Origin of the sequence: Hyalangium sp. (assembly GCF_045802625.1) — a bacterium.
Classification (GTDB): domain Bacteria; phylum Myxococcota; class Myxococcia; order Myxococcales; family Myxococcaceae; genus Hyalangium.
In genome coordinates, this window is record NZ_JBJMQP010000138.1 from 1 (window position 1) to 2,905 (window position 2,905).

General features: G+C 66.7%; 3 protein-coding genes and 1 tRNA gene. All 4 read right to left on the reverse strand.

Annotated elements, in window-relative coordinates:
• Positions 1-593 (reverse strand): hypothetical protein (locus ACJ8AT_RS25585; protein WP_407740475.1); only part of this gene is annotated, 593 nt, incomplete at its 3' end.
• Between the two features lie 496 nt (positions 594-1,089).
• Entirely contained in the window at positions 1,090-1,635 is a 546-nt protein-coding gene (locus ACJ8AT_RS25590; RefSeq protein WP_407740476.1) for a hypothetical protein, read from the reverse strand.
• Positions 1,636-2,550: 915 nt separating this feature from the next.
• A tRNA-Ile gene (locus tag ACJ8AT_RS25595) sits at positions 2,551-2,623 on the reverse strand.
• A 95-nt stretch (positions 2,624-2,718) separates the two neighbouring features.
• Positions 2,719-2,905, reverse strand: a 187-nt coding sequence (locus tag ACJ8AT_RS25600; RefSeq protein WP_407740477.1) for a sigma factor-like helix-turn-helix DNA-binding protein, incomplete at its 5' end; no start/stop codon positions are given.

Genomic DNA, 2,905 nt, shown 5'->3' on the forward strand with positions numbered 1-2,905 from the left:
AGGTGGTTGGGGTCCTCGTAGACGTACTGGAAGGACTCCTTCACCAGCCGGTTCAGCGTGGGATCGTCGGTCTTGTCCAGGCCGTCCTTCACCAGGCGGATCTGGCGGCGCAGCTCGAACTTGATGTCGGTGGCGCTCATGCCACCGGCGGCCAGATCCTGGGCCACCTTCAGGTATTTCTGGCTCTCGGTGCCGTTGGGCAGGTGGTTGGGGTCCTCGTAGACGTACTGGAAGGACTCCTTCACCAGCCGGTTCAGCGTGGGATCGTCGGTCTTGTCCAGTCCCTCCTGGGCCAGGCGCACCTTGGAGGTGAGGGCCAGTTGGATGTCCGGGGCGTTCTGGCCCTGGTTGCGCAGATCAATGGCCATGTTCATCAAGTCCGTCCGCTCCTGGCCAGTGGGGAACTTCGTTCCCTGCCACACAGTCCGGAAGGCGTCGTCGACCACCCGGGTGAGGCGCTCATTCGTCGGAGGGCTCATGGACGGGGGCAGCAGATCCCCGGCCGGCAGGGCCGTCTGAAGCGCAGGCGCGAAGCTCGACGCGGCCACGTTGAGAGCCGGGGCGCTGGCGCGCGCCACGGTCGCCGGAGCCACCCCCTGAGCCCCCGTGCTGGGAACGGACGACGTGCTCCGCGGAACCACAACCGTGGGTTGATTGGTGACTCGCAAAACGGGTGCCTCCTGGAAAGAAGATTCCCTGGATGACGGGCTTACTGGATTGTCGGACTCCGGAGGCGAAAGTTGCGTCGGTCGAGAGGAGGATGGGGCGTTTTTCCTCGGCGGAGCGGGCCGAGGCGAGCCGGTTATGAGCCGGGGTGGGGTGGGTTGGCAGGGGCTCGCAGCCTCTGTCACGGGCTCGCAAGCCGTGGAAAAGACAGGGGCTCCGCAGACCTGTTGGCGCGTGGGATTGGAAGCGCCAGCTACCCGGCCGAGCGGGCAGGGAGTCACCGAGCACTGCGGGCCCGGCGGCGGGGCGTGCGCGATCTGCGCGCGGGGACGGTGCGAGCCGACTTTACCGTTCCCGCGTCCGGATGGCTCCATGCACTCCCCGAACCTCGCAAGGCGATGAACGCCTCCGTGTGCAGGAGACTCAGCCGGGCGCCACGTGGGTGCTTGCCGGCGGGCCCTTCCCGTCAGGATCCCACACGTACTCCTCGATGGGAGTGAGCTTCATGTTCGTGAAGCCGTGCCGCTGGACGAACTCGGCGAAGCGCTCGGAGACGACAATGCTGCCCCGCTTGCCGCGAGGCCGGAACGCGTCCTCCCCCTGCCAGGTGCCCGGCTCCAGGGCAAAGCCGTGGACGGAATCCACTCCAGCGGAGCGACACTCAGGGCAAGTGATGGGCTCTGAGCGGCGGATACGGCTCCGTGCCTCATCCACAGCTCCCCGGCCGAAGCAGGCGGTGACGGCGACGTAGGGGGGCATGGAACCGGGCTGGGGGCTCTTGCGCCTCCTGCGCACACGCACCACCTCGACAGGGTGAAAGCCGAGCAGTCCCGTCAGCCCTTCTGCCTGGAATGCTTGGGCGAAGCGCTCGGAGATGAGCGCGTCATACCCAGGGCCCTCCACGAAGTCCCCGCCCCCCTGGCCATACAGCTCCAGCTCGACACGATAGGGTGGCAGCCACGTCAGCATTCCCATGTGCTCGCCACACTGCGGGCACTGAGGAGGATCTGTGCGGTTGACGGGCTCGATCTTGCTGAACTTGGTGTCATATGGCCCGAAATTTCCGTCTTCGAGAACGAAGAAACGAGAGGTAGGCACATCAGAAACCATGAGGGAACCTCTTGAGCATCTCCTTGCGGTTGTAGATCTCGCGGAGTTTCTGCATGAACTGCGCTGGCGTCCTCAAGCGCCTTGGCAATGGGCCGGGAGATGATGTGGTGGTTCTGTCCATTGCAGTTGGGGGGCTCGCCCGACGCTTCTGCTGAGGCTTCTACTCCGGCGGATTCCTCGCCCTTGGCGTCTGCGTCCGCAGCCCTGAGCGCCTCTCGCCGCAGGGCTGCCTTCTCGAGCTCGGGCTCGCCCTGAGGCTCCGCGCGGCTCGCCTGCGGAGCATCTCCCGCCCAGAGGCCCGGCTCCCTCGAAGGAGGGAGGATTCGGCGATGAGGGCTCCGTGGGTACTCCGGCGCCTCTTGGCCGGGCTGACCGACCATAGGCGCCCCAGCTCCGGGAGGGGTGAAGGGTGGGGCAGGGAAGACAGGGCCGGGAGCGGCCTGTGAGTAGGTGCTGTGTGCCGGTGAGGCACACCCTGCAATGAGTAGGAGGAGCAGGAGGAGAGGCATGGCGGTGACTCAAGCCTACCAGCCCCCCGAAGGACGAAGGCGCCCCCTCCCATCCATGCCCGATGCGCTCCGTAGCCAGAGCAAGCACGGACATGATGCAGGCAGGGGCATCCGACATGTTCGGGCGGCACGACACGAAGTTCCGCGACGTCAAGCTGGCCGCTGGCGGCCCGTATGGTGCGCCGGTGGTGCGGAGCCTGGAAGTGGTGGCCTCCCGCCCCAGCGCCCGGGCGGAAAATCCCGAGGCGGGGCAGGGGACTGCGAGTGGGCCCTCCCGGATTCGAACCGGGGACCAATCGGTTATGAGCCGACAGCTCTGACCGCTGAGCTAAGGGCCCGGAAAGACAAACGGGCGACGGGATGAGTATCCCGCCGCCCGTAGCACTGACAAGGGGCTCCGGCTTCAGCGCGCCGGAGCTTCACTCTCGAAAGCTCAGCTCTCCACGAAGGAGCGCAGGCGCTTGGAGCGGCTGGGGTGGCGCAGCTTGCGCAGCGCCTTGGCCTCGATCTGACGGATGCGCTCGCGCGTCACCTCGAAGTCCTGGCCCACCTCTTCCAGCGTGTGGTCGCTCTTCTCGCCGATGCCGAAGCGCATGCGCAGCACCTTCTCCTCGCGCGGC

Excerpts from the sequence above, each read along its gene's own strand:
- ACJ8AT_RS25590 (WP_407740476.1), bottom strand. The coding sequence starts at position 1,635 with ATGCTGACGTGGCTGCCACCCTATCGTGTCGAGCTGGAGCTGTATGGC.